Genomic DNA, 21803 nt, shown 5'->3' with positions numbered 1-21803 from the left:
GCCCCTGTGACCCTTGACGACGTCCTCGCCCCGCTCGACGCGGCGCTGCCCGAGCTCGAAGCGCTGTACATCGACCTGCACCGCCACCCCGAGCTGTCGTTCGCCGAAACGCGGACGGCCGCCGAGCTGGCCCGGCGGCTCGAGCAGGACGGCTACGAGGTGCACACCGGCATCGCCGGCACCGGGGTGCTGGGCGTGCTGCGCAACGGCGAGGGCCCGGTGGTGCAGCTGCGCGCCGACATCGACGCGCTGCCGGTCGAGGAGAAGACCGGGCTGTCCTACGCCAGCACCGCCCGCGGCACGGACGCCCAGGGGAACGACGTCCCGGTGATGCACGCCTGCGGGCACGACATGCACGCCACGTGGCTCTCCGGCGCGGCCGCGCTGCTCGCGAAGGGGCGCGACACCTGGTCCGGGACGCTGCTCGTGGTGTTCCAGCCCGGCGAGGAGAGCGCGGGCGGCGCGGCGCGGATGGTCCGGGACGGGCTGTTCAACGTCGCGGGCAAACCGGACGTCGTGTTCGGCCAGCACCTGGTGCCCGGCCCGGCCGGCTGGGTGCTCACCCGGCCCGGCGTGATCATGGCCGCGACCGACACGCTGCGCATCACCCTCCACGGCCGCGGCGGGCACGGCTCGCGCCCGGAGACGACGGTCGACCCGGCCGTGCTGGCCGCGTCGGTGGTGCTCAAGCTGCAGACGATCGTCTCGCGCGAGATCGCCGCGACCGACTCGGCCGTGGTCACCGTCGGCTCCCTGCACGTCGGCACGGCGAGCAACGTGATCGCCGACGACGCCGTGCTCGAGGTCAACATCCGGTCCTTCGACCAGGCCGTCCGCGAACGCGTGCTGGCCGCGGTCGAGCGGATCGTGAACGGCGAGGCGGCCACGGCCGGCGCGCCGAAGCCGCCGGAGATCGTCCGCTCGGGCGCCTACCCGGTCACGGAGAACGACGAAGCGGCGAACGACGCGCTCACCGAGGTCTTCCGCGGCCACTTCGGCGCCGACGTCGTGCTGCCGGCCCCGCTGGTCACCGGCAGCGAGGACTTCAGCGAGTTCGGCCGCGCCGCCGGCGTCCCGTCGGTGTTCTGGCTGGTCGGCGGCTTCGACCCGGAGACGGTCATCACGGCGATGACCGAAGGCCGGTTCGAGCGCGACATCCCGTCCAACCACTCGCCGCGCTTCGCCCCGATCCTGCACCCGACCCTGCGCACCGGCATCGAAACCCTGGTCGCCGCCGCGGTGAGCCGATTCGCTCACCCAGGTGACGCGTGAGCCGTGCCGGTGGGACGATGGACGGCGGAGGTGGTGCAGTGACCACGCCCGCCAAGGACTCGGACCCGGTGCTGATCACCGGGGCGGCCCCGTCGTACGAAGAGCAGTTCGCCGCCCGCAAGCGCAAGTACGTGATCATGATGGCCTGCCGGATCCCGTGCCTGATCCTCGCCGGGCTGACCTACCACACCTGGTGGCTGGCGCTGGGTTTCCTCGCGATCTCGGTGCCGCTGCCGTGGATCGCGGTGCTGATCGCCAACGACCGCCCGCCCCGCAAGTCCGAGAACGTCTCGCGGTACCAGCGCGAGGCGAAGGCGATCGAAGGCGGCAACCACCACGTCATCGACGGTTAGCCGGGCTGCGGGCCCACCTTCCCGACGGCCAGCGCGCCCAGCCGGGTGCCGTGCCGCAGAACGTCCACAGTGGACTCCCCGGCCAGCCAGCCGGTGAGCACGCCGGCGTCGAACGCGTCCCCCGCGCCGGTCGAGTCGAGGCACTCCGCCTCGACCGCGGGCACGCTCGTCACGCCGCCCTGATCGACCCAGCTGGCGCCCTCCAGGCCGGCCGTCACGACCACCGCGCCGACCGTGCCCAGCAGTTCCTTGGCCGACGCCGGGTCCGCGGAGCCGGTCAGGGCCACCAGCTCCTCGGTGTTCGGCATCAGCAGGTCGGTGCCGCGGACGTCGTCGAGGAACGCGGCCGGGTCGGTGATGTGCGCCGCGGCCTGTGGGTCGACCGACGTCGTCAGCCCCAGCTCGCGAGCCACGGCCAATGCGGCCAGCCCGGCCGCCCGCGACGGCGGGTCGAGCAGGACGTACCCGGACAGGTGCAGGTGGCGCGCGCCGGACAGGGCTTCCGGGGTGACGTCTTCGGGCGCGAACCGCTGGTTCGCGCCGCGGTCGGCGAGCATGCTGCGCTGCCCGGAGGCGTCGACCATCACCACGACGCAGCACGTCGGCGCCTCGGCGTCGACCGCGAACGCGCAGCGCACGCCCGCCGCCTCCAGCTCCGCCCGGATCAGCCGGCCGCCCGGGTCGTCGCCGATCCGCGCGACCAGCGTCGTCTCCGCGCCGAGCGAACGCAGCCACAGCGCGGTGTTCGCACCCGAGCCGCCGCCGGTGAACCGGATCTTCGCCCGGGCGTCACCGCCGTGCGGCAACGGCTTGTCGTGCCGGGCGATCACGTCCAGGGCCGCGTCCCCGACCACCACGATCCCGTTCATGCGCCGACCTCGCTGACGCTCGGCGCGGCCTGACCGGCGAGCGCTGTGTTGGATGATTCGTTCGCAGGCTCACTCATGCCAGCGCCACCGCCACTTCGGCAGCCAGCTTCGCGTTGTTCAGCACCAGAGCCTCGTTCGCGTCGATGCTCACGCCGTCGCTCGCCGTGTGGAAGTGCTCCAGCAGGACGGGCGTCACGTCGGCGCCGTGCACGCCCTGCTCCGCCACCAGGGCGAGGCCCTCGGCGAGCAGCCGGTCGTGCAGTGCCCTGTCCATTTCGGACGCTTCGGGGATCGGGTTCGCCAGCAGGACACCGGAATCCGCGTACGCGCGGTGCGCGGCGACCACCGCGGCGGCCTGCTTCGGGTCGTCGACCCGCCAGCCGACGGCGTGCCCGGACGAGCGCAGGTAGAACGCCGGGAAGTCGTCGGTGCGGTAGCCCAGCACCGGCACCGAGTTCGTCTCCAGCACCTCGAGGGTCGCCGGGATGTCGAGCACCGACTTCACACCGGAGCAGACGACGACGGTCGGCACCTTCGCCAGCACGCCGAGGTCCGCGCTGACGTCCCAGCTCTGCGCCGCACCGACGTGCACCCCGCCGAGCCCGCCGGTGGCGAACATCCCGATTCCCGCGGCGGCGGCCAGCGCCGACGTGCTCGCCACGGTCGTCGCGCCCGAGCGGCCGAGGCCGACGGCCGGGCCCAGGTCGCGCAGCGACAGCTTGTCCAGCCCGGCGTCCGGCGCGCAGACGCGCTCGAGCTCGGCGGGGGAGAGGCCGACGACGACGCGGCCGTCGAGCACCGCGATGGTGGCCGGGACGGCACCGCCGTCGCGCACGACGCGCTCGAGGCGGCGGGCGACGTCGAGGTTGCGGCCCGGCGGCAGGCCGTGGGACAGGATGGTGCTCTCCAGCGCGACGACGGGGTGCCCGTCACGCAGCGCCGCGGCGATCTCTTCGTGCAGGTGGAGTGGGGTGGTCACGAGGGACCATCATCGGTGATCGTCCCGCTCGCGCCGCCAGTGGGTCAGCTCGGCGGTCAGGTTCTTTTCCGCGGTGCTCGCCCAGCGTGTCCGCGCGGCTTCGCTGCGGTAGAGCGTCCGGGTCAGCATGCCTTCGAGGACGGCGATGCGGCCTTCGCACCAGACGTCGTCGGGGTACTTCGCATACTCCTCGCGCACAGCCTTGGCGTACGTCGCGTAGCGCTCTTCGGGCGCGCCGAGGATCGCGAGGTCGGCGTCGAGGAGCGCGGTGGCGAGGCGGTCGTCCGCGGGGGCGTCGTGCTTGATCGTGGCGAGGATCAGGCCTTCGACGCGCTTGACGTGGGTTTCGGCGACGCCGTCCAGTGCGTCGCGAGCCCAGGCGGCGCTGGCGCGTTCGTCTTCGCCGGGCTTCGCGTCGTACACGACGTCGTGCGCCCAGGCGGCGACGGCGACGATCGCGCGGTCGGCGTCGCCGAGGTCCGCGGCCAGCCAGGCGGAGTCCCGCGCGACGGCCGCCGCGTGGTCCAGGGTGTGGTAGCGGCGGTGGGGCTCGGCGTAGCGGGCTTCGAGGCCCGCCCGGGGCACGCCGCCCAGCGCGGTGACCGCGTCGGCCCACTTCACGGGAACGTCCAGCGCGTCGGCGTGCCGGTGAAGTCCTTTTCCCGCAGGCCGAACGCCTTCTCCGGGCGCAGTCGCAGCGATGCGTTGACCGCCGGGTCGAGGAAGCCGACGTCGTAGGTGGTCGCGTACTTCGCGTTCATCGCGTCGAGGAAGCGGTGCAGCGCGTCCGGGTCGGTGACGATCTCGGCGGTCCCTTCGACGACGACGGGCTCGTACGGGTCCTCGGTGGCGATCGAGACCGAAGAGCCCGCGGCGATGTTCCGGGCCTTCACCGACCGCAGCGACGACGAGAACCACAGCACCTCGCCGGTCCACACCGCCCAGACCGGCATCAGGTGCGGGCGCCCCGCCGGCGTGACGGTCGCCAGCCAGAAGTCGTGCGACGCCCGGAGCCGCTCGTCCGCCCACGACCAGGGCAGCAACCCGGCGCGACCGGCCGTGATCCCGTAGCCGGGCATGTGCGGGCGTTCGGCGCGGGGCGCGTCCATCAGTCGAAGATGCCGCGCGGCCGGGCCACCTCGTGCAGCCAGTCTTCGAGCTGCTTCTCCCAGTTCACGTCCGGCTTCATCGTGAACATCCCGAGGAAGTCCTGGCCGCGGCCGCCGAAGCCGCCCGTCTTGCTCACCCGCACGCGCTTGGTCACCTCGAGCACGACGTCCGTGCGGTCCGACGACGTCAGGAACGTCAGCGCGACCTGGGAGAAGATGCTCGCGAAGCGGGGCGAAGGCGCGAAGCGGATCTCCTGGAAGAACGGCAGCTGCTGCGGGGCACCGTTGATCCGGCCCTGCTCGAGGATCGCCTCGCGGAAGGTGAAGCCGATCCGGCTCAGCGCGTCGAGGACCCGCTTCTGCGCCGGGAGCGGCTCGATGGCGACGGCGTCGGCGTCGAACGGGTCCGACACCGCGGCGGCCAGGTCGAGCTCGGCCCGCACGCCGACGGCCATGCCGGTCAGCGGTTTGGCGTAGACGCTGGTCACGGGCGTCTCCCAGGGCAGCGGCACCTCGAACGGCACCCGGACCTGCTGGCCCGCGCGGATCGTCTCGCGGCCGGCGAGCTGCTGGGTGCCGAAGGGGAGGTCTTCGGTCTTGTCGGTGCCGGGGACCTGGACGCGGGCCAGGAGCGTGACAGCGAGCCCCTTGATCTCCTGGTCGACCTCGCCGCCGGCCAGCAGCACCTCGCCGTGCAGCGGGCGGCCGGGGGTGGCGGCCCGGTCGAGCAGGCGGGCGTCGATCTTGGCCCCGCCCGAGCCGAACGTCGCGAGCACCTTCTGGAACATGCCGCAGATCCTGCCAGGTCGAGGGGCTTTCGCACGAGGTTCGACGGGACTCGGGCACAATGGCCGGGTGAGCACCGAGACGCTGACGAAGCCGGAAACCACGCCCGAGGGCACGGACACCACCGACGACGACTCGCCGAAGATGTTCCACTACGTGAAGAAGAACAAGATCGCCGAGAGCGCGGTCATGGGAAACCACGTGGTGGCGCTGTGCGGCGAGGTCTTCCCGGTGACCAAGTCGCCGAAGCCCGGGTCGCCGGTCTGCCCGGCCTGCAAGGAGATCTTCGACGGGCTGCGCCCCGGCGAGTGACGTCCTGAGCACCGACCCCGGCGGGTGACCCCGCCGGGTCTTCGGCGTGTCAGGAAGCGCACAGATCCCCGAACAAACGTGAAAACCATTCATTAGTCGGGTGCGCCCGGTGCGGGACGCCTGGTAGATCCAATCAGCCAGGTTCCCTCACCCACCGGAGTCGCACATGCGCAGAACCGGGATCGTCCTCGCCGTCGCCGCCCTGCTGACCGCCGTCGTGGTCACCCCCGCGGAGGCTGTCACGGGCTGGACGGAGGTCGGTTCGGACCACGCCAGAGCCCTCGACGAGAGCCAGGGCCTCGCCACCATCGTCCGGCCGTCCGGCACCACCATCCGCTACACCGGGGTCGCCACGATCCCGGCGGACCTGAACTCCCAGGGCTGGAACCACGTCGGCGACCCCGGCTCGGCCCAGGGCTGGTACGTCGAGCCCTACCAGCGCGACGACCGCGGCGCGAAGCTCTTCCGCGTCCAGGCGCCGGACGGCTCGTGGGCCGACTACAAGCACAACCTCGAGTCGTGGGAAGCGAACAACAACTCCTTCGCCGCGGTCTCGCCCGACGCCCGCTGGCTGGTGGCGGGGGAGTGGGGCACCATGGACCGCCTCCTGGTCCACCCGATGCCCGGCGTGGCGGCCACGGACCCGTCGGCCAACCTGCCGCTGGCCGGCACGATCCGGCTGGACCACCAGGTCCGCGACGTCCAGGGCTGCGACTTCCAGACGGCGACCCGCCTGCTCTGCGCGTCCGACGACCCGGACGGCAGCCTCTTCGGCACCACGAAGCCGCTGCTGCAGGTGGACCTCGCCGGCCCGCTGACCGGGTCGGACGTCGCCGGGCACGTGACGTCGCTGGGCCAGCTGCCGCTGCGCAGCGGCTGCAGCGGCAACTTCGAAGTCGAGGGCATCGACTTCGACGAGCGGGACAACACGCTGCGCGTGATCGTCATGTCGCCGAGCATCTGCATCGTCTTCGACAGCATGACCTACCGCTTCAAGCAGTGACACGCGCGTGACGGAAGGGTCGGCTCTCGTGATCGGGGCGACGACACGCCGAAACCGCGGTGACCTCGTCGTGTCGACTCCCGGATCACGCGTGTCGGCGTTCTGAGCACGCCGGGCACGCCGAAGGCCCGCCACTTTCCCGGGAAAGGGGCGGGCCTTCGTGCTGCGGTCAGGCGGCCGGGGTGGGGTCCAGGGACTCCGACTCCGGGGCCTTCGCCGGGTTCCGTTTCGCTTCGCGGCGAGCGTGACGGCGTTCCTTGCGGGTCTCGACCATCGTGTAGAGGGTCGGGACCAGCACCAGGGTCAGCAGCGTCGAGCTGACCAGGCCGCCGATCACCACGATCGCCAGGGGCTGGCCGATGAAGCCGCCCTGGCCGGTGATGCCCAGCGCCATCGGGACGAGCGCGAAGATCGTCGCCGCCGCGGTCATCAGGATCGGGCGCAGCCGGCGCCGGCCGCCCTCGGTGACGGCGTCCGCGACGCTCATCCCCTCCGCCCGGTACTGGTTGACCAGGTCGATCAGCACGATCGCGTTCGTCACCACGATGCCGACGAGCATCAGCATGCCGATCAGCGCCGGCAGGCCGAGCGCGGTGCCCGTCGCCAGCAGCAGCCCGATCGCGCCGGTCGCCGCGAACGGGATCGACACCAGCAGGATCAGCGGCTGGACCAGGCTGCGGAACGTCGCCACCATGATCAGGAACACGATCGCGATCGCCGCCAGCAGCGCCAGGAACAGGTTCGAGAACGCCTCCTGCTGGTCCTGGCTCACCCCGCCGAGCGAGTACGACGCGCCGCCGGTGAACGTCAGAGCGTCCAGTTTGGACTTGATGTCCGCGGTCGTCTTGCTCAGGTTGTCGCCGGTGTTCTTGGCGGTCACCGTGGTGCTCAGGTCACCGCCGGTGCGGTGCACCGACGCCGGGCCGTCCACAGTGGACACCTTCGCGACCTCGTCGAGCCGGACGACGCCGGTGGGACCCGGGATCTGCAGGCCCTTCACCTGGTCGACCGTCGCCGGCGCGGAGCCGGCCCGCAGCACGATGTCCGTGCGCTGGCCGTCGACCGGCAGCTGCGTCACCGTGCGCCCGGCGATCGCCTGGTTGGCGACCTGGCCGATGGTGCTCGCCGACAGCCCGTGCGCGGCGGCCGCGGCGTCGTCCACCTCGACCTGCACCCGCGGCGAGCCGACGCTCAGGTCGCTCGACACCTCGGTCAGCCCGGACACCCCGCCCAGCGCCGCCACGACCTGGTCGGACGCCGGCTTGAGCGCGGCCTCCGACGGCGCGGTTACTGTCACCGAGACCTGGTCGGAGTTGAAGCCGGACGCGTCCGCGCCGATCTTGATCTCGCCCAGCTCGGGCCGGGACGTCAGCTTCGAGCGCAGCCGGTCCGACAGCGCGTCGAGGTCGGTGTCCTTCGCGACGGTGACCGAGATGCTGGTGTTCGTCCCACCCCCGAAGCCGAACGTGCCCCCGCCGCCGATGCTCACCTGGTACGTCCGCACCGCGGGCTCGGCCGCCAGCGCCTGCTCGACCGCCGTCGCGGCCTTCTCCTTCGCCTCGACGCTCGTGCCCGCGGGCAGCTTCTGCGTCATGTTCAGCGTGGTGCCGCCGGACTGATCGAGGAAGTTGGTGTTGAGCCGCGTCGCGAGCCCGACCGTGCCGGCGAAGATCAGCAGCGCCAGCAGCACGACGGTCAGCCGCCGCTTCGTCGCGAACCGGATCACCGGCAGGTACGCCCGCTGCAGGAAGCTGCGGCGCTCCTTCTCGACGGCCGCTTCGCGTGCCCGCTCGGCCTCGACGGCGTCGGTGGGCACCTTCGGCTGCTTCAGGAACCAGTACGCCAGCACCGGAACCACGGTCAGCGAGACGAGCAGCGAAGCCAGCAGCGCCACCGTGACGGTGATCGCGAACGGCGAGAACAGCTCGCCGACGAACCCGCCGACGAACGCGATCGGCAGGAACACCGCGACGGTCGTCAGCGTGGACGACGTCACCGCGCCGGCCACCTCGCGGACGCCGTCGAGCACCGCCCGCTGCTTCTCTTCGCCGTACCCCAGGTGCCGTTTGATGTTTTCCAGCACGACGATCGAGTCGTCGACCACCCGGCCGATCGCGATCGTCAGCGCGCCCAGGGTGAGCAGGTTGAGCGACAGGTCGCCGGTCCACAGCGCCAGCAGCGCGACCACCACCGACAGCGGGATCGACACCGCGGTCACCAGCGTCGAGCGCACCGACAGCAGGAACAGCAGGATGACGACCACGGCGAACGCCAGGCCCAGCAGGCCTTCCGTGGTCAGGCCGCTGATCGCGTCCTTGACCGGCGTGCCCTGGTCGAACACGACGCTCATCTCGGCGCCGGTCTTCTTCGCCAGGTCCGGCAGCTTGCCGCGCACGGCGTCGGAGATCGCGACGGCGTTCCCGTTGTCCACCATGGTGATCGACAGGCCGAGGCTCGGCTTGCCGTTGGTGCGCGTGATCGACGTCGGCGGCGCGAAGCCGGTCTGGACGTCGGCGACGTCACCCAGCTTCACCGGGGCGCGGGCGGGCCCGCGCGCCGCTCCGGCCGCGCTCGGCGTGAGGTACAGGTTGCGGATCGAGTCCACAGTGGTCTGCCCGCCGCCGACCTGGACGGACAGCGTCTTGTCGCCTTCGGTCAACGTCCCGGCGGGCACCGCGGCCCCCGCCGTCTGCAGCGTGGTCGCGATCGACGCCGGGTCGACGCCCGCGGCGGCCAGCTTCGCGTAGTCGAGCGCGATGGTGACGCGCGGCTGCTGCACGCCGGTGACGGTCACCGTGCGGACGCCGTCGATCTTCCGCAGCTCCGGCGCGACCTGGTCGGTCAGCGCGGGCGCGAGCTGCTGCGGGTCCCCGCTGGTGCCCGCCGCGACCAGCACGACCGGCAGGTCGTCGGTGCTGCCCGCGGACACCGACGGCTCGGAGTTCTGCGGCAGCCGCGGCCGGACCTGGTTCACGACCTGCTGGATCTGCTGCACGGCGGCGTCGAGGTCGGTGCCGAACGCGAACTGCGTCACCACGCGCGACACGCCGTCGGACGACGTCGAGGTGACGTCCTCGAGGCCCTTGAGCCCCTGCAGGGCGCCCTCGAGGGGCTCGCTGACCTGCTTGTCGACCGCGTCCGGCGACGCCCCCGCGTACGCCGTGACGATCTGGGCCTGCGGGAACTGCAGGGACGGGAACAGCTGCTGCTTGATCTGCGGCAGCGCGAAGGCGCCGAAGCCGACGACGACGAGCGCGAGCAGGCCGATCAGACTTCGGTTGCGCAGGCTCAATCTGGCCAGCACGGACATGACTTGGGAACCCCCTCGGGAGTGACGCGGCGACCGACGCCGACGTCAGTGACGGGAGAAGCGTGCCATGCCCGACCTGAGGACCGACTCAGTCTGCGGGTTGATTTCCGGTCGTCCCCGGGGAGGACTCACGACCCTGAGCCGCGCTGGGTGCCGGTTCCGGCGCGCTGCGTGACGGTTCGTCCTCATCGGACGGTTCGCCGTCGCCGTTGGGGGAGACGTCCTCGGCGCGTGGGCGCCGCACCGGCGTCGTGGTGCGCTCCCAGAGCTTGCGGCCCTCTTCGGTGCGCAGCCGCTCGGACGCGCGTTCCATCTCCAGCCGCCGCCACTTGCGCCGCTGCCGCCGGGTCGCCTTGGCCGGCCACAGTTCCTGGATCGCGCTGTTGAAGTAGGCGCCGCCGACCACGGCCAGCCCGATGAAGAACATCAGGAGCAGGAACGCGATCGGGGCGGCCAGCGCGCCGTAGGTGTAGCCGGTCTTGGTGATCCAGTTCAGGTAGATGCGCAGGCCGACCGAGGAGAGCAGGAACACGACCATGGCGAGCACCGCGCCGGGCAGCCCGCGGTGCCACGGCAGCTTCCGCGGCAGGGCGAGCTTGTACAGCGTGGTCAGCGCGAGGGTGATCATCGCTCCGAGGGTCGGGAAGTACAGGGCGCTCACCCACGACGTCACGGTCGGGCGCCAGTCCGCCGGGAAGAACTCCGGCAGCAGGTCCGGGCCGATCGCCAGCAGCGGCAGCCCGACCACCAGGACGACCAGCCCGGCCAGGTAGAGCAGCAGGGCGAAGATCCGCTGCCAGACGTCGTTGCGGACGCCGTACTGGTCGTGGGCGACGGTGATGGCGTCGACGAACGACGACATCGCCGACGAGCCGGCCCACAGCGAGATCAGGAAGCCGACCGAGACGATCTCGCCCTTGCCGACGGTCAGGATGCTGTTGACCGTCGGCTCGATGATGTCGTGGACGGCGTTCTGGCTGAACACCGTCCGGCAGAAGCCGATGATCTTGTCGTGCGCGGCCGCGACGACGTCCTGGCCGAACCACTCGCCGACGAAGCCCAGGCTGCCGAGCAGCCCCAGCAGCAGGGGCGGCAGCGAGAGCGTCTGCCAGAAGGCCGCTTCGGCGGCCTCGGAGAAGATGTTGCCGTCCCAGGCCTTGGCGAGCGTGCGCGTGAAGAGGCGCCACGGCCCCCTGCGGGCCACCTTCGTCGCTGCGGACGGCTGCACCTCACCCATGACGGGTTCCAGCATGGTCCATCCGTGCTGATTTGGCTCGTCACCACCCCTGCGGCCGGGCGTGTCGGGTGACATCACCCGTGCCGGTGCCCGGAACTGTCGGACCCGGCCGGTAGACTCGCTCCAGTGCCCTCACCGCAGTCGCCGACGCCGAAGTCGGTACCACAGTGAGGGTTTTTCGACGTCAAAGGCCACGTCACAGCGCTTGAGCGAGGGGGAGGACCGGGGATGACGGAGACGCAGCTCGGCGCGCCTCCCGCGGAGCAGGACTCGACCGCGCGCCCGCTGCGGGCGTGGCAGCGGCGGGCGCTCACGAAGTACCTGACGCGGAAGCCGAAGGACTTCCTCGCGGTGGCGACGCCCGGCGCCGGCAAGACGGTGTTCGGCCTGCGGATCGCCGCGGAGCTGCTGAGCGACCGCACGATCGAGGCGGTCACCATCGTCACCCCGACCGAGCACCTGAAGCACCAGTGGGCCGCGTCCGCGGCCGCGGCCGGGATCCAGATCGACTCGAACTTCCGCAACACCACGGGCGTGACGTCGTCGGACTACAACGGCGTCGCGCTGACGTACGCGCAGGTCGCGGCGCACCCGACGCTGCACCGCGTGCGCACCGAAAACCGCAAGACGCTGGTGATCCTCGACGAGATCCACCACGGGGGCGACGCGAAGTCCTGGGGTGACGCGATCCGCGAGGCGTTCACCCCGGCGGTGCGGCGCCTGTCGCTGACCGGGACGCCGTTCCGGTCCGACGACTCGGCCATCCCGTTCGTCACGTACGAGCCGGACGCGGGCGGCTTCCAGCGCAGCAAGGCCGACCACTCGTACGGCTACGCGGACGCGCTGGCCGACGGCGTGGTCCGGCCGGTGGTCTTCCTGGCGTACTCGGGCGAGGCGTCCTGGCGCACGAGCGCGGGGGAGGAGTTCACCGCGCGCCTCGGCGAGCCGCTGACGGCGGAGCAGAACGCCCGCGCGTGGCGCACGGCCCTCGACCCGGCGGGCGAGTGGATCCCGGCGGTGCTGCAGGCGGCGGACACGCGGTTGTCGCAGGTCCGCCAGCACGTCCCGGACGCCGGCGGCCTGGTCATCGCGACCGACCAGGAGTCGGCGCGCGCGTACGCGAAGATCCTGGAGCGCATCTCGGGCGAGATGCCGACCCTGGTGCTCTCGGACGACCCGAAGGCGTCGGGCCGGATCAAGGAGTTCTCCGAGACGAACGAGCGCTGGATCGTCGCGGTCCGCATGGTCTCGGAAGGCGTCGACGTGCCGAGGCTGGCGGTGGGCGTGTACGCGACGAGCGCGTCGACCCCGCTGTTCTTCGCCCAGGCGATCGGCCGCTACGTGCGAGCCCGCAAGAAGGGCGAGACGGCGAGCGTGTTCCTGCCGTCGGTGCCGGTGCTGCTGGAGCTCGCGAGCGAGCTGGAAGCGCAGCGGGACCACGTGCTGGGCAAGCCGCACCGCGAGCAGGAGGGCTGGGAGGACGAGCTCCTCGCCCAGGCCAACCGCACCGAGGACGAGCCGGGCGAGGAGGAGAAGGCGTTCACCTCGTTGGGTGCCTCGGCCGAGCTGGACCAGGTCATCTACGACGGCAACTCCTTCGGCACGGCGGTCTTCTCGGGCTCGGACGAGGAGCAGGAGTACCTCGGCCTGCCGGGCCTACTGGAGCCGGACCAGGTCCGCGCCCTGCTGCGGAAGCGGCAGGAAGAGCAGATCGCGGACGAGAAGCGCCGCAAGCCGGCCAAGGAGGAAGCCCCGCCCCCGGCGGCGGCCCGTCCGGCATCGGTGAGCGAGCGGCTCGGGGCGTTGCGCAAGGAGCTGAACGCGCTGGTGGGCATGTACCACCACCGCACGAAGAAGCCCCACGGCGCGATCCACAACGAGCTGCGCCGCGTGTGTGGCGGGCCCCCGACCGCGATGGCGACCGTCGAGCAGCTCGAGGAACGGATCGTGACCCTGCGGTCCTGGTGAGGCTGGTTGCTCCCGGGGCAGGGTGACCTGCTGGCCCGGGAGGCGGCCGGTTCCTCCTGGGGCGCGCCGCCAAGCCGAACTGAGCCCGCGTGCCCGGCGAGCCTGGCGCCGAGGTGCGGAACGCCAAGCTCGGCTCGCGTCGAGGCGGACCGGCGGGTTCGGCCACGCGGCACCGTGAGCCCGCGTCCGCGGCGGGCCGGGCACCCGAGAGGTGGGCCGCCGAGCCCCTCCTGTCGCCCGGGCGGCTGAACTTCCGCCGTCACAATCCGTTCTCACCATGCGCGAAAACCGCCGGTGACGCTCCGTCCGCGCCGGTCACCTCGCCGAGTGCCCGGGCGTCCCCGGCCGCGTGGCGGAGCGGGCACCCTTGCGCCGCAAGTCCGCAAGTGGGCGACCAATCGGGCGCGTCTTTCGTGGGTTCGCCACCGAGGTGCGGATGGTGGCCGCGCGCTACCGGGTCGGAGTAGCTTCGGCTCGCCAAGAAACCTGGATGTAACACACCGTAAGTGCTGGCGATCACATCGTCAGCGGATCTACTCTTTCCGGGCGACGTTCAGCCCGTGTTGCCGAACCGTGTCCAATTGGTGTCATTTAATCGATCCAGCTATCTTCCCCGCAGCCGCTCAGCGGCATATGTTGTCGCCCACAACATATGCGCGTCGGTGCGCCGGGACCCTCCGGATCACCGTCCCGCAGGGCCCGAGACGACGTCGACGGCCCACTCGTCACCAATGCTTGGATCCGGAAGGAACGAGGATGCGCAGCAGAACCCTTACCCTCCTCGCCGTCACGGTGAGCACCGGCCTGGTGCTGACCGCTTGCGGTGCCAACAGTTCGAACAGCGGGGGCTCGGGGAGCAACTCCGCCTCCTCGTCCGCGCCGGCCGCCGGTGGCGGTGCCAACGGCAAGGTCGGCGTCATCCTCCCGGAGACCGCCACCTCCGCGCGCTGGGAAGCCTTCGACAAGCCGATGCTGACGGCCGCGCTGACGGCCCAGGGCTTCGAGGTCGACGTCCAGAACGCCCAGGGCGACAACCAGAAGTTCTCCACCCTGGCCGACGGCTTCATCAGCTCCGGCGTCAAGGTCCTGGTCATCGCCCCCGGTGACCCGGCCGTCGGTGCCGCGGTCGAGGCCAAGGCGAAGACCGCGGGCATCCCGGTCATCGACTACGACCGCCCGAGCCTCGGCGGGTCCGCCGACTACTACGTCTCGTTCGACAACGAGAAGGTCGGCCAGCTGCAGGGCCAGGCCATGGCCGACGCGCTGAAGAGCAAGCCGGGCGCGGGTTTCGTCCAGATCGAGGGCGCCCCGACCGACAACAACGCCACGCTGTTCACCAAGGGCCAGGACTCCGTCCTCGACCCGCTGGCCTCGGCGGGCACGCTCAAGCGGATCCAGAAGCAGCCGATCAACGACTGGGACAACCAGCTCGGCGGCACGACGTTCGAGCAGATCTTCACCGCCAACGGCGGCAAGGTCGACGGCGTCGTCGCGGCGAACGACGGCCTGGCCGGCGCGGTCATCACCATCCTCAAGAAGAACGGCCTCAACGGGAAGGTCCCGGTCACCGGCCAGGACGCGACCGCCGACGGCCTGATGGCGGTCATGCGCGGCGACCAGTACATGACGGTCTTCAAGCCGATCAAGGAAGAGGCCGAGGCCACCGCCAAGCTGGCCGCCGCCCTGGCCAAGGGTGACACCGCGGGTGCCGACGCCATCGCGACGGGCAAGCTGCACGACCCGAAGAACAACCGCGACATCAAGTCCGTGCTGCTGACCCCGACGACGATCCTGGCGAAGGACGTCAAGACCGTGGTGACCCAGGGTTACGTGAAGGCGACCGAGATCTGCGGTGGCGACCTCGCCGCCAAGTGCAGCTCGCTCGGCATCTCCTGAGCCGTCCGCACCACCCAGAACAGCCGGGCCGGGACGCGCACCCCGACGGCGCGTCCCGGCCCGGTCCCCACCCAGGAGAAAAGCCATCCATGAGTGAGCCCATTCTCGAGATCAAGGGCCTGAACAAGAGCTTCGGCCCCGTCCACGTCCTCCACGACGTGGACTTCGACGTGCGTGCGGGCGAAGTGACCGCACTGGTCGGCGACAACGGCGCCGGCAAGTCGACCCTCGTCAAGTGCATCGCCGGCATCCACCCGTACGACTCGGGGGCCGTGCGGTTCAACGGGCAGGACGCCCACATCCGCGGTCCGAAGGACGCGGCCGAGCTCGGCATCGAGGTCGTCTACCAGGACCTCGCGCTCGCCGACAACCTCGACATCGTCCAGAACATGTTCCTCGGCCGCGAGCGCGGCAGCGCGTGGAAGCTGGACGAGGCCAGCATGGAAAAGGCCGCCCGCGAGACGCTGGCCTCCCTGTCGGTCCGGACCGTCAAGTCGGTCCGCACGCCCGTCTCCTCGCTGTCCGGTGGTCAGCGCCAGACCGTCGCGATCGCGAAGTCGGTGCTGTGGAACAGCAAGGTCGTCGTGCTGGACGAGCCGACCGCGGCCCTCGGCGTCGCGCAGACCCGGCAGGTCCTCGACCTCGTCCGCCGGCTGGCCGAGCAGGGCCTGGGGGTCGTGCTGATCAGCCACAACATGGCCGACGTGTTCGAGGTCGCCGACCGCATCGCCGTGCTCTACCTCGGCCGGCTCGTCTCCGAGGTGCACACGAAGGACGTCACCCACGGCCAGGTCGTGGAGCTGATCACCGCCGGTCGCTCCGGTGACCTCGGCCTGGCCCGGCCCGAAGCCGTGGTCCTGTGAGCGGGAAGAAAGAACCGGAAATGACTGAGACCCCTGCGAAGAACGAGGTCGGCACGCCGGCCGCGGAAGCGCTTGCGCAGACCCACAACCCCACCGCGGCGATCACCGACTTCGGCATCGACACGACATCGATGTCAACCGGCGAAGCGATCCGCGACTACTTCGCCCGCCTGCGGGCCGGCGAGCTCGGTTCGCTGCCGTCGCTGTTCGGCCTCCTCGTGCTGGTCCTGCTGTTCAGCGCGCTGTCGGACAACTTCTTCACGCTGGCCAACATCGCCAACGTGTTCCCGCAGGGCGCGGGCGTGATCATCATCGCGATGGGCATCGTCTTCGTCCTGCTGCTCGGCGAGATCGACCTGGCCGCCGGTGTGGCCTCCGGCACCGCCGCGTCCGTGATGGCCCTGCACTACGTCCACGCGGGCAACCTGCTGGGCTCCATGGGGTCCGGCGTGTTCATCACGTTCATCGCGGTCCTCGCCGCGGCCATGCTGCTGTCGGCCTACCAGCGGATCTGGGCCGGCGCCGCGCTGTCGCTGGTCGGCCTGCTGATCGTCGCGATCGGCGTCCCGGCCAACGCCTGGCTGGAGATCCTGCTGGCCATCTGCGTCGGCACCGCGATCGGCTGCATCACCGGCTTCCTGGTGTCGAAGATCGGCATGCCGTCCTTCGTCGTGACGCTGGCGCTGTTCATCGTCTGGCAGGGCGTCCTGCTGCAGTTCATCGGTGAGGGCGGCACGATCGGCATCACCAACTCCGACATCCTCTACAAGATCGCCAACGGCAACCTGAACGTCCTCGGCAGCTGGATCTTCTTCCTCGTCGCCGCGGGCGGGTTCGCGGTGATCACGCTGCTCAGCCACTTCCGGCGGCTCCAGCGCGGCCTGGTCGTCCAGCCGACCGCGCTGGTGATGATCAAGGTCGGCGCGCTCGTCGTGCTGTCGGCGCTGGGCACCTGGCTGCTGACTGTCAACCGCTCGCCGAACAAGTCGGTCGTCACGATCGAGGGCGTCCCGTACGTCATCCCGATCATGCTGGTGCTGCTGGTGGCCGGTACCTACGTGCTCAACCGGACCAAGTACGGCCGGTACGTGTACGCGGTCGGCGGCAACAAGGAAGCCGCCCGCCGCGCCGGTATCGACGTGCCGAAGATCCGGGCGAGCGTGTTCGTCATCGGCTCGGCGGTCGCGGCCATCGGCGGCATCGTCGCCGCGTCGAAGGTCGGCTCGGTCAGCCCGCAGTCCGGTGGCCTCAACACGCTGCTGTACTCGGTCGGTGCGGCCGTCATCGGCGGTACGTCGCTGTTCGGCGGCAAGGGCCGGGTGGCCGACGCGGTCGTCGGTGGCCTGGTGATCGCCGTGGTCATCAACGGGCTGGGCCTGCTCAAGCAGCCGGCCGCGGTGGTCAACATCGTCACCGGTCTGGTCCTGCTGCTCGCCGCCACGGTCGACGCGCTGTCCCGGCGCCGCGCGGCTGCGTCGTCGCGCTGAACCAGCATGGAATGATCAAGCCCGTGTCCAGTTCACCCGTTGCACGACCTGACGAGGTGCGCCGGCACAACCGCACGACCCTGCTCCGCCTGCTGCACGTCGGCGGGCCGAGCACCCGGGCGACCCTGGCTTCCGAGCTGGGGCTCAACCGGAGCACGATCAAGACCCTCGTCGACGGGCTCGCCGAAGCCGGTGTCGTCGAGGAGAAGGTGCCGAGGCCGGGACGAGGGGCGGGCCGCCCCTCGCTCCTGGTCCTGCCCCAGCCGCACGCGGCGGTCGTGCTCGCGGTCGACCTGCAGGTCGAGCACGTCGCGATCGCCCTGGTCGGGCTGGGCGGCCAGATCCTGGGCCGCAACAGCTGGAACCTGCGCGGCCGGATGGGCCAGCCCGACGAGGTCATCACGCACGTCATCGAGTCGACGACCATCCTGGCCGGCGACCTCGACGTGACCCCGGTGGCGGCCGGGGTGTCGGTGCCGGGCGTCGTCCGGCGGGCCGACGGGCACGTGCACGAGGCCCCGAACCTGCGCTGGACCGACGTCGCGCTCGGCGAGCGGCTCGGCGGGGTGCTGCAGATCCCGATCCTGGTCGGCAACGACGCCGAGTTCGGCGCCGTGGCCGAGCACCTGCGCGGGGCGGCCCGCGGCGCGTCCGACGTGGTCTACATCTCGGCTGACGTCGGGGTCGGCGGCGGTGTCATCGCCGAGGGGTCCGCGCTGCGCGGCGGCGCGGGCTACGTCGGCGAGATCGGGCACATGGTGATCCGCCCGGACGGCCGGCCCTGCTACTGCGGCAGCAGCGGCTGCTGGGAGACCGAGGTCGGCGAACGGGCGTTGTGCCGGGCACTCGAGCTGCCGGAGGACACCCCGCGCGGGGCGATCCTGTTCGAGCTGCGCGAGCTGGGTCGCGACCCGGAAGCGGCGCTGTCCCGGCTCGCGGAGTTCGCCGAGTGGCTGACGCTGGGCCTGATCAACGTCGTCAACCTGCTCGGGCCGCAGCTGGTGATCCTCGGCGACCTGCTGACCGTACTGCCGGAGGCGGTGCTGCGGCACGTCGGGGCCGAGGTCCGCCGCCGCAGCCTGGTGAGCCGGGCGGTCGGCGGCACCCGGATCGTCAGCTCCGCGCTGGGAGCCGACGTGAAGCTGCTGGGGGCCGCGGAAGTGGCGTTCGAAGTCGTGCTGGATTCTGTCTGATTTCCTGTCCGGTTTCGTGTCCGGAATCACTGTCTTTCGCGGCCGTACCGTGATATCCGGCACGCGTTTTGCAAGATGCAGAAAGGCGGCCGGCGCCTGTGCGCACCGGCCGCCTTTCGCGTCTGGGTGGTTACCGCTGGATGTCGGCGGACATTTCCTTGAGCTTGGCCTCGTGCTCACGGGCGTGGTGCCCGCAGAAGAGCAGTTCGCCACCTCCCGAGAGGATGGCTCGTACCTGAGCTGCAGCTCCGCACCGGTCACAGCGGTCGGCGGCGGTCAGTTCGGGGCGGGTGAGCGTCGGCGATGTCATGGGGGTCTCCCTCCGTCCCGGCACCGGTCGCCCGGTGCCATCGATCCAGCTACGCCCACTTCGGGACTGATGCCGGGGGCTACGATCGCTCCCGGCTCCGCGGTGTTCGTGCTTCCACTCTTGCAGACGTTTCGCGGCCCGCAAGTGTTCCCGCGCCGGTGGGACCTGAGTCACGCCGATTTACCCCGGATGTCGTAGCCGGATCCCGCAATGCAGGAGACGAATACCCGGAGAGTTACGTTTTCCGTGGTCAGGCACCATGGGATCGTGAGCACGCTGACTTCGCCGCGACGGGTTTCCGCGGTACCCGCTCCGCTCTTGTTCGTTCTCAGCGGAATTTCCATGTACGCCGGAGCGGCGATCGCGGTCGACCTTTTCGGCCACGCGACGCCGGCGGGCGTGGCCTGGCTGCGCTGCCTGGGCGCGGCGGTGGTCCTGCTGGCCTGGCGCCGCCCCGGCCGGGCCGCCTGGCGCGGCCGCCGGCTGGTGCTGGCGATCGTGTTCGGCGTCGTCACGGCGGGCATGAACGTGCTCTTCTACGAGGCGATCGCCCGCCTGCCGCTGGGCACGGTGGTGGCGCTGGAGTTCGCTGGCCCGGTCCTGGTGGCGGCGGTCGGCTCCCGGTCGCTGCGCGACGTGCTGGCGGTGGTCCTGGTGGCGTGCGGCGTGGTGGCGATCGCCGACGTCCGCCTGTCCGGCGCGTTCCTCGGGGTCCTGTTCGCCCTGGGCGCGGCGGCGGCCTGGGCGGGCTACATCCTGCTGGGCAAGCGAGTGGCCACGGACGGCGACGGCATCGACAGCCTGGCAATCGGCTTCGCGGCGGCGACGGTGGTGCTCTCACCCTTGGCCTTCGGAACGGGCGAGGTGTGGTCTTCGCCACGCATGCTGCTGCTCGGCGTGGGCGTGGGGGTGCTGTCGACGGTGGTCCCGTACGCGCTGGACCAGGTGGTGCTGCGGCGGCTCGGGCAGGCGCGGTTCGCGGTGTTGCTGGCGCTGCTGCCGGTGACGGCCGGGGTGATGGGGTTCGTGCTGCTCGGGCAGGTGCCTTCGGTGGTTGAGGCGCTGGGGACGTTCGCCGTGGTGGCCGGGGTGGCGTTGCGGAGCCGGGAGGGGTCCGCGCGGCCGGTGCCGGAGCCGCCGGGCTGAGCCGTGCCGGGGCGCGTGGTGCGCGGGCTGGGTGCCGGGGCCGCCGGGCCGCGTCTCGTGCGCCGGGCTTCGGGAGGACCACGCTGGGCGTGGGGCGTGGTCGGGAGAGGTGGCTGGGTGCCGGAGCCGCGGTGCTGGGCTGGACGTGGGGCGCGGCCGGGAGCGGTGCGGCTGGGGTACCGGAGCCGCCGGGTTGGGCGTCAGCGGGCGGGGCCGGGCGGCCGCGGCTCGCGCCGGAGCCGCCGCGGCCGAGTCGTGCGCGCCGGTTTGTGATGGCTCTCACCTCGCTCTACCGGGATACTGGCCCGGGGCGGCTGGGAAGCGGGTGGCCATGACCAAGGCGGCGTCGGCGGCGGCGAAGGACTTCGCGGCCGCCGGAGTGGGTGGTGTCCACCTCGCCTGGGCGGACAACAACGGCATTCCGCGCTCGCGCATCGTGCCCATCGCCGGCCTTGCCGAGGCCGCCACCCGGGGGGTCGGGGCGACTTCGCTCTTCGCCGTCTTCGACAGCCATGACGCCATCACCTACGGGCACGCCGGGCTCGCCACGCCGTCCGGGGACGTGCGGCTCGTGCCCGTCGTCGACCGGCTGCGGCGGCTCGCCGGGCAGCCCGCGCTCGCCTGGGCACCCGTGCGGCAGCTCACCCGGGACGGGGAACCGTGGCCGTACTGCCAGCGCGCCGTCCTCGAGCGGCAGGTCGCCGAAGGCGCGCGGCGGGGGCTGGAGTTCCGGGCGGGCTACGAGCTCGAGTTCGCCGTCGCGCCCGCGGGCAGTGCCGGGGTCGTCGCCACGCCCGGGCACCCCGGGCCCGCCTACAGCCCGCACGCGCTCGTCGGCCTCGACGGGTTCGTCGCCGCCCTCCTGCACGACTTCGCCGCCAACGGCCTGCGGATCGGGCAGCTGCACGCCGAGTACGGCGTCGCCCAGATCGAGCTGTCGCTCGCCGCCACCGATCCCGTCTCCGCCGCCGACGACCAGTTGCTGGCCCGCCAGACCATCCACGCCGCCGCGCACGCGCACGGCCTCGTCGTCAGCTTCGCGCCGCTCGTCGGGCTCGACGCCGCCGGCAACGGCTGGCACCTGCACACCTCCGTCCGCCGCAAGGGCCGCAACCTCCTCGACGGCGACGACGGCCGGCCCGGCGACGACGGCGCCGGGTACCTCGCCGGGCTCCTGCGGGACCTGCCGGCGCTGACCGCGATCACCGCGCCGAGCGTCCCTTCGACGCTGCGGCTGCGTCCCGGCTACTTCGCGGGCGCGTACGCCTTCTGGGGCGTCGAAAACCGCGAAGCGCCCCTGCGGTACGTCCCCGGCTCGACGCTGCTGGGCGCCGACCACGCGAACGTCGAGCTCAAGACGTCCGACGCCTCGGCCAACCCGTACCTGGCGCTCGCGGTGGTGCTGGCCGCCGGGATGGCCGGTCTCGCGGACCCCGCGGCGCTGCCCGAGCCGATCGCCGAGGACCCGGGAGGCTGGACCGAAGGCGAACGCGAGACGCGCGGCGTGCGCCGGCTGCCCGCGGACACCGCCGAGCAGGACGCCGCGCTGGTGGCCTCACCGCGGATCGCCGGCGTGCTCGGCGACGACCTGCTGGGGGCCTTCCGCGCGGTCCGGGCGTCCGACGCGGCGTGGGCCGCCGAGCGCGCGGCCGACGAGATCGTGGCCGCCCACCTGTGGCGTTATTGAGAGCTGGGAGAATGGTTCCGACG

The 21803-nt window shown here is 71.6% G+C and carries 19 protein-coding genes; 11 read left to right on the top strand and 8 right to left on the bottom strand.

Annotated features, from left to right (window positions below; translation table 11 throughout):
- Positions 1-6: 6 nt before the first annotated feature.
- Both ACYVLJ_RS13940 and ACYVLJ_RS13935 read left to right on the top strand, forming a co-directional pair.
- Positions 7-1272 (top strand): amidohydrolase, encoded by a 1266-nt coding sequence (locus tag ACYVLJ_RS13940; protein WP_460438907.1) that lies wholly within the window; start codon positions 7-9, stop codon positions 1270-1272.
- Between the two features lie 17 nt (positions 1273-1289).
- Entirely contained in the window at positions 1290-1625 is a 336-nt protein-coding gene (locus ACYVLJ_RS13935; RefSeq protein ID WP_451974287.1) for a DUF3099 domain-containing protein, read from the top strand.
- Here ACYVLJ_RS13935 and ACYVLJ_RS13930 read toward each other — a convergent pair.
- The 5 genes from ACYVLJ_RS13930 to ACYVLJ_RS13910 all read right to left on the bottom strand — a co-directional run bounded on the left by ACYVLJ_RS13930 (position 1622) and on the right by ACYVLJ_RS13910 (position 5370).
- A complete protein-coding gene (locus ACYVLJ_RS13930) occupies positions 1622-2494 on the bottom strand; it encodes a carbohydrate kinase family protein (protein ID WP_460438906.1) in 873 nt (290 codons plus the stop codon). The genes ACYVLJ_RS13935 and ACYVLJ_RS13930 overlap by 4 nt on opposite strands.
- 73 nt (positions 2495-2567) lie before the next feature.
- Positions 2568-3473, bottom strand: a complete 906-nt coding sequence (locus ACYVLJ_RS13925; protein WP_460438905.1) for a pseudouridine-5'-phosphate glycosidase — start codon at positions 3471-3473, stop codon at positions 2568-2570.
- A gap of 9 nt (positions 3474-3482) precedes the next feature.
- On the bottom strand, positions 3483-4094 hold the full coding sequence (locus ACYVLJ_RS13920) for an HD domain-containing protein (protein WP_460438904.1): 612 nt from the start codon (positions 4092-4094) through the stop codon (positions 3483-3485).
- On the bottom strand, positions 4091-4582 hold the full coding sequence (locus ACYVLJ_RS13915) for a pyridoxamine 5'-phosphate oxidase family protein (protein WP_460438903.1): 492 nt from the start codon (positions 4580-4582) through the stop codon (positions 4091-4093). Before ACYVLJ_RS13915 ends, ACYVLJ_RS13920 begins: the two co-directional genes overlap by 4 nt.
- On the bottom strand, positions 4582-5370 hold the full coding sequence (locus tag ACYVLJ_RS13910) for a sporulation protein (RefSeq protein WP_460438902.1): 789 nt from the start codon (positions 5368-5370) through the stop codon (positions 4582-4584). Before ACYVLJ_RS13910 ends, ACYVLJ_RS13915 begins: the two co-directional genes overlap by 1 nt.
- A 67-nt stretch (positions 5371-5437) precedes the next feature.
- Here ACYVLJ_RS13910 and ACYVLJ_RS13905 point away from each other — a divergent pair, with 67 nt between their 5' ends.
- Positions 5438-5680, top strand: a complete 243-nt coding sequence (locus ACYVLJ_RS13905) for a DUF3039 domain-containing protein (RefSeq protein ID WP_163046767.1) — start codon at positions 5438-5440, stop codon at positions 5678-5680.
- Between the two features lie 166 nt (positions 5681-5846).
- Positions 5847-6683: a hypothetical protein gene (locus ACYVLJ_RS13900; RefSeq protein WP_451973480.1), complete on the top strand. Its 837-nt coding sequence runs from the start codon at positions 5847-5849 to the stop codon at positions 6681-6683.
- A gap of 169 nt (positions 6684-6852) precedes the next feature.
- Here the strand turns inward: ACYVLJ_RS13900 and ACYVLJ_RS13895 are convergent, their stop codons facing one another.
- Positions 6853-9993, bottom strand: coding sequence for an efflux RND transporter permease subunit (locus tag ACYVLJ_RS13895; RefSeq protein WP_460438901.1), 3141 nt, complete (start codon positions 9991-9993; stop codon positions 6853-6855).
- An 88-nt stretch (positions 9994-10081) separates the two neighbouring features.
- The gene (locus tag ACYVLJ_RS13890; protein ID WP_451974285.1) at positions 10082-11230 is read right to left on the bottom strand and encodes a YihY/virulence factor BrkB family protein; all 1149 of its coding nucleotides are present in this window, start codon (positions 11228-11230) and stop codon (positions 10082-10084) included.
- A gap of 228 nt (positions 11231-11458) precedes the next feature.
- Between ACYVLJ_RS13890 and ACYVLJ_RS13885 the strand changes: the two genes are divergently transcribed.
- From ACYVLJ_RS13885 to ACYVLJ_RS13865, 5 genes are all read left to right on the top strand, one after another.
- A complete protein-coding gene (locus tag ACYVLJ_RS13885) occupies positions 11459-13198 on the top strand; it encodes a DEAD/DEAH box helicase (RefSeq protein ID WP_451973476.1) in 1740 nt (579 codons plus the stop codon).
- A 756-nt stretch (positions 13199-13954) separates the two neighbouring features.
- On the top strand, positions 13955-15094 hold the full coding sequence (locus tag ACYVLJ_RS13880; protein ID WP_451973474.1) for a sugar ABC transporter substrate-binding protein: 1140 nt from the start codon (positions 13955-13957) through the stop codon (positions 15092-15094).
- 89 nt (positions 15095-15183) lie between these two features.
- Positions 15184-15957, top strand: a complete 774-nt coding sequence (locus ACYVLJ_RS13875; RefSeq protein ID WP_451973472.1) for an ATP-binding cassette domain-containing protein — start codon at positions 15184-15186, stop codon at positions 15955-15957.
- A gap of 20 nt (positions 15958-15977) precedes the next feature.
- Positions 15978-17444 (top strand): sugar ABC transporter permease, encoded by a 1467-nt coding sequence (locus tag ACYVLJ_RS13870; RefSeq protein WP_451973470.1) that lies wholly within the window; start codon positions 15978-15980, stop codon positions 17442-17444.
- An 11-nt stretch (positions 17445-17455) separates the two neighbouring features.
- The gene (locus tag ACYVLJ_RS13865) at positions 17456-18637 is read left to right on the top strand and encodes an ROK family protein (protein WP_451973468.1); all 1182 of its coding nucleotides are present in this window, start codon (positions 17456-17458) and stop codon (positions 18635-18637) included.
- A gap of 130 nt (positions 18638-18767) precedes the next feature.
- On the opposite strand, the gene ACYVLJ_RS13860 is transcribed toward ACYVLJ_RS13865, so the two are convergent.
- Positions 18768-18947: a DUF7455 domain-containing protein gene (locus ACYVLJ_RS13860; protein ID WP_451973466.1), complete on the bottom strand. Its 180-nt coding sequence runs from the start codon at positions 18945-18947 to the stop codon at positions 18768-18770.
- Positions 18948-19289: 342 nt separating this feature from the next.
- Here ACYVLJ_RS13860 and ACYVLJ_RS13855 point away from each other — a divergent pair, with 342 nt between their 5' ends.
- Positions 19290-20093 carry an EamA family transporter gene (locus ACYVLJ_RS13855; protein WP_460438900.1) on the top strand — a complete coding sequence of 268 codons (804 nt, stop codon included), beginning with the start codon at positions 19290-19292 and terminating at the stop codon, positions 20091-20093.
- A gap of 331 nt (positions 20094-20424) precedes the next feature.
- Complete coding sequence (locus tag ACYVLJ_RS13850) at positions 20425-21780, top strand: type I glutamate--ammonia ligase (protein ID WP_451973462.1); 1356 nt, start codon at positions 20425-20427, stop codon at positions 21778-21780.
- Positions 21781-21803: the final 23 nt, after the last annotated feature.

This window comes from Amycolatopsis stemonae (assembly GCF_054781455.1).
Note: the sequence above shows the minus strand (reverse complement) of the source record. Positions and strands in the feature narration are given on the sequence as shown.

Coding starts and splice junctions, on each gene's coding strand:
- ACYVLJ_RS13935 (WP_451974287.1), top strand. CDS start 1,290: ATGGACGGCGGAGGTGGTGCAGTGACCACGCCCGCCAAGGACTCGGAC.
- ACYVLJ_RS13855 (WP_460438900.1), top strand. CDS start 19,290: ATGTACGCCGGAGCGGCGATCGCGGTCGACCTTTTCGGCCACGCGACG.
- ACYVLJ_RS13880 (WP_451973474.1), top strand. CDS start 13,955: ATGCGCAGCAGAACCCTTACCCTCCTCGCCGTCACGGTGAGCACCGGC.
- ACYVLJ_RS13860 (WP_451973466.1), bottom strand. CDS start 18,947: ATGACATCGCCGACGCTCACCCGCCCCGAACTGACCGCCGCCGACCGC.
- ACYVLJ_RS13930 (WP_460438906.1), bottom strand. CDS start 2,494: ATGAACGGGATCGTGGTGGTCGGGGACGCGGCCCTGGACGTGATCGCC.
- ACYVLJ_RS13910 (WP_460438902.1), bottom strand. CDS start 5,370: ATGTTCCAGAAGGTGCTCGCGACGTTCGGCTCGGGCGGGGCCAAGATC.
- ACYVLJ_RS13875 (WP_451973472.1), top strand. CDS start 15,184: ATGAGTGAGCCCATTCTCGAGATCAAGGGCCTGAACAAGAGCTTCGGC.
- ACYVLJ_RS13850 (WP_451973462.1), top strand. CDS start 20,425: ATGACCAAGGCGGCGTCGGCGGCGGCGAAGGACTTCGCGGCCGCCGGA.
- ACYVLJ_RS13885 (WP_451973476.1), top strand. CDS start 11,459: ATGACGGAGACGCAGCTCGGCGCGCCTCCCGCGGAGCAGGACTCGACC.
- ACYVLJ_RS13900 (WP_451973480.1), top strand. CDS start 5,847: ATGCGCAGAACCGGGATCGTCCTCGCCGTCGCCGCCCTGCTGACCGCC.
- ACYVLJ_RS13870 (WP_451973470.1), top strand. CDS start 15,978: ATGACTGAGACCCCTGCGAAGAACGAGGTCGGCACGCCGGCCGCGGAA.
- ACYVLJ_RS13890 (WP_451974285.1), bottom strand. CDS start 11,230: ATGGGTGAGGTGCAGCCGTCCGCAGCGACGAAGGTGGCCCGCAGGGGG.
- ACYVLJ_RS13915 (WP_460438903.1), bottom strand. CDS start 4,582: ATGGACGCGCCCCGCGCCGAACGCCCGCACATGCCCGGCTACGGGATC.
- ACYVLJ_RS13865 (WP_451973468.1), top strand. CDS start 17,456: ATGATCAAGCCCGTGTCCAGTTCACCCGTTGCACGACCTGACGAGGTG.
- ACYVLJ_RS13895 (WP_460438901.1), bottom strand. CDS start 9,993: ATGTCCGTGCTGGCCAGATTGAGCCTGCGCAACCGAAGTCTGATCGGC.